3 protein-coding genes are annotated in these 3,407 nt (G+C 63.4%); all 3 read right to left on the bottom strand.

Going from position 1 to position 3,407, the window contains the following annotated elements; all coding sequences use genetic code 11:
• The coding region (gene radA, locus EN994_RS23395) for a DNA repair protein RadA (protein ID WP_127307833.1) at positions 1-1,153 on the bottom strand (1,153 nt) is incomplete at its 3' end.
• A 222-nt stretch (positions 1,154-1,375) separates the two neighbouring features.
• Positions 1,376-2,866, bottom strand: a complete 1,491-nt coding sequence (locus EN994_RS23405; RefSeq protein WP_013532525.1) for a replicative DNA helicase — start codon at positions 2,864-2,866, stop codon at positions 1,376-1,378.
• A gap of 220 nt (positions 2,867-3,086) precedes the next feature.
• Positions 3,087-3,407 (bottom strand): small ribosomal subunit Rsm22 family protein (locus tag EN994_RS23410; protein WP_245466067.1); only part of this gene is annotated, 321 nt, incomplete at its 5' end.

The following is a 3,407-nucleotide window of genomic DNA, read 5'->3' on the forward strand; positions in this document are numbered from 1 at the left end:
CGGTGAGCAAGGAACCCAGGGCGGCCGCCACTGCGAGATCTGCCGCGGGCTCCGAAATCCGGTAGCCGCCGGCGACATTGAGATAGACATCATGGCTGCCGAATCGCACCCCGCAATGGGCTTCGAGAACCGCCAGGATCATCGACAGCCGGGCGCCGTCCCAGCCGACGACGGCGCGGCGCGGCGTGCCGAGCGAGGAGGGTGCGACCAGTGCCTGGATCTCGACCAGCACCGGCCTTGTCCCCTCCATGCCGGCGAAAACCGCCGCCCCCGGCGATTTGGCATGGCGTTCGCCAAGAAAAAGCTCGGACGGATTGGCGACCTCGCGCAGGCCCTTGTCCGACATTTCGAAGACGCCGATCTCGTCGGTCGGTCCAAAACGGTTCTTCACCGTACGCAGGATGCGGTAGTGGTGGCCGCCTTCGCCTTCGAAGTAGAGCACGGCGTCAACCATGTGCTCGACGACGCGCGGCCCGGCGATCTGGCCTTCCTTGGTGACATGGCCGACCAGTACGATCGCCGCACCCGTGGATTTCGCATAGCGGATCATCGCCTGGGCGGCAGCGCGCACCTGGGTGACGGTTCCGGGTGCCGAATCGGCAAGGTCGGTCCACAGCGTCTGGATCGAATCCAGGATGACGAGATCAGGCCGCTTGCCGTCGGCGATCGTCGCCAGGATGTCCTCGACATTGGTCTCGGCGGCAAGTTCCACCGGAGAGGAGGCGACGCCAAGCCGCTGCGCCCGCAGCCTGATCTGCGCGACCGCCTCTTCGCCCGAGACATAGACGATGCGGTGGCCTTTTGATGCCAGCGCCGCGGCCGCCTGGGTGAGCAGCGTCGACTTGCCGATGCCGGGGTCGCCGCCGACCAGCAGCGCCGAGCCGCGCACGAACCCGCCGCCGGTGGCGCGATCGAGTTCGCCAATGCCCGAGATGATGCGTGGCGCGTCCTCGATATCGCCGGACAGCGTGGTCAGCACCACGGCGCGTCCCTTGCGGGCGTTGCGCGTGTTGGCTGGTCCTGAGCCGATGCCGCCGGACGTGCCTTCCTCGACCAGCGTGTTCCACTCGCCGCAGGCATCGCATTTGCCGGCCCAGCGCTGATGCACCGATCCGCAACTTTGGCAGATGAATTGGACGCGCGACTTGGCCATTAGATGGAAGCCACGCCGTGACAGGCTGGCGGGGCAGCGCCCCTCTCTGGCCTGCCGGCCATCTCCCCCTCCAGGGGGGAGATTTGCAGCTTCAGCGCTTGCGCCTTCTTTTCAACGCCAAAAATTGGCGAAAGCGTCGATGCCATCCGATCTCCCCCCTTGAGGGGGAGATGTCCGGCAGGACAGAGGGGGGCGCCAAGGAATGGGACCTGTCTCAATAGGTCACTCGAACCTTTCCGGCAGATGATGCTCCTCGGCGAGGTCGGAGAAGCGGGTGAACTCGCCCTGGAAGGCAAGGCTGACGGTGCCGGTCGGTCCATGGCGCTGCTTGGCTATGATCACTTCGGCCTTGCCCTGGACCTCGATCATCTTCGTCTCCCAGGCGAGATGCTCGGGCGTGCCTTTCTCCGGCTCCTTGTTCTTGATGTAATATTCCTCGCGGTACACGAACAGCACGACGTCGGCGTCCTGCTCGATCGAGCCCGATTCGCGCAGGTCGGACAGCTGCGGATGTTTGTCGTCGCGGCTTTCGACTTGACGCGAGAGCTGTGAGAGCGCGATGATCGGCACGCCCAACTCCTTGCCGAGCGCCTTCAGTCCGGTGGTGATCTCGGTGATTTCCTGGACGCGGTTCTGCGACGCCTTGGCAGATGAACCCTGCATCAGCTGGATATAGTCGATGACCATCAGGTCCAGCCCGCGCTGGCGCTTGAGGCGGCGGGCGCGCGCCGCGAGCTGGGCGATCGAGATACCACCCGTCTGGTCGATGTAGAGCGGGCGCTTGTGGTTCTCCTGCGTGTAGGCGACAAGCTTGCCGAAATCGGCTTCCGTCAAATCGCCGCGCCGGATTTTCGATGATGGAATCTCGGTCTGCTCGGAGATGATGCGGGTGGCCAGCTGCTCCGACGACATTTCAAGCGAGAAGAAGCCGACGACGCCGCCATTGGCCGCCTTGACGGAGCCGTCGGCCTGTTGGGCAGGCTCATAGGCGGCAGCGATGTTGTAGGCGATGTTGGTGGCCAGCGACGTCTTGCCCATGCCTGGGCGGCCGGCGATGATGATCAAATCCGAAGGCTGCAGGCCACCCATGCGATGGTCGAGATCGCGCAGGCCGGTGGCAATGCCGGACAGGTGGCCATCGCGCATATAGGCCGCGCTGGCCATGTCGACGGCATTCTTCAACGCATCGGAAAAGCTTTCGAAACCGCCATCGTAGCGGCCGTTTTCGGCCAGCTCGAACAGCCGCCGCTCGGCATCCTCGATCTGTTCGCCGGGTGCCATGTCGACCGGCGCGTCATAGGCGATGTTGACCATGTCTTCGCCGACGGTGATCAGCGCGCGGCGCGTCGCAAGGTCATAGATGGCGCGGCCATAGTCGGTGGCGTTGACGACGGTCACAGCCTCGACCGCCAGCCGCACGACATATTGCGCCATCGTCATGTCCCCAACCTTCTCGTCGGCCGGCAGGAAGGTTTTCAGTGTGATCGGCGTCGCCACCTTGCCCATACGGATGAACTCGGACGCCACCTCATAGATCTTGCGGTGCAGCGGCTCGTAGAAATGGCTGGCCTTGAGGAAGTCAGAGACGCGGTAGAAGGCGTCGTTGTTGACGAGGATGGCGCCGAGCAACGCCTGCTCGGCCTCGATGTTGTTTGGCGCTTCACGATAAAGCGGTGTTTCCGCGACGCCGAATTTTCGCGCTGCCTCTGCCATGATATCCCCGATTTCAATCCCGGCCTTTCGATATCAGAACGTGATGAGTCGGTGCTGACCTTTCTGCATCACTACCCAACCAAAGAACCTTGATGCCCGTTGTTCACAGGAACAACCAATCGTCCACAGGAGAGTATTCGCGTGCCCCGATTCCGGTTGACTCGACAGGGCGTGGATCTCTATCTGACTCGTCGGAACAAAGCAAGAACAATGGCACTGTTCATTTTGCGATGTTGTCCAGCCTGTCGCCCCAGTCCAATCGCCGGGCCAACTTGAAGTCGGCGCCGTCGCGCTTGGTGAACAAGCGCTCGGTGGCGGTGCCGTCGTCCTGGCAAAGCTTGAGCAGAACCTTGCCGGAGCCGGATTTCGGTGGCGCAAGAACTCGTGCCTGGTGTGATGTGGGGCCGTCGCGAGAAGCCGCGACGTAGATGAATTTCTCGTCTTCCCACGGCACGTCGGCATCCTTGGCCAGCCGATGCAGGCGCGAGCGGGCGACGCGGCGGGAAAAATGGCACCAGTCGGGCTGGACCAGCGGGCAGGG

This window comes from Mesorhizobium sp. M7A.F.Ca.CA.002.09.1.1, from assembly GCF_003998555.1.
Lineage (GTDB): Bacteria > Pseudomonadota > Alphaproteobacteria > Rhizobiales > Rhizobiaceae > Mesorhizobium > Mesorhizobium ciceri.